Genomic DNA, 251 nt, shown 5'->3' with positions numbered 1-251 from the left:
GAAATGGCGTTGCACAAGGTGCTGACGCAGCGCACGAAGGTAGAGGTCTATTTCACCGATCCCGGCAGCCCGTGGCAACGCGGGATCTGCGAGAACACCAATGGACTGTTGCGTCAGTACTTCCCCAAGGGCACCGACCTGTCGCATTTCACCCAGCGGCAGTTGGATCGCATCGCCCACGAGTTCAACACCCGGCCGCGGGCGTCATTGGGCTATCAATTTCCGGCCGTCGTATTTCTTCGTGAGTTGGG

1 protein-coding gene is annotated in these 251 nt (G+C 59.4%); it reads left to right on the top strand.

All coding sequences use genetic code 11. The features are described from left to right. Window positions 1–251: IS30 family transposase (locus AC3A4T_RS24570; RefSeq protein ID WP_487677767.1), on the top strand; the 251-nt coding region annotated here is incomplete at both ends.

It is taken from the genome of Lysobacter sp. Soil_N_51 (assembly GCF_057655755.1).
The sequence above is the reverse complement of the archived record's forward strand: the minus strand, read 5'-3'. Positions and strand labels throughout refer to the sequence as shown.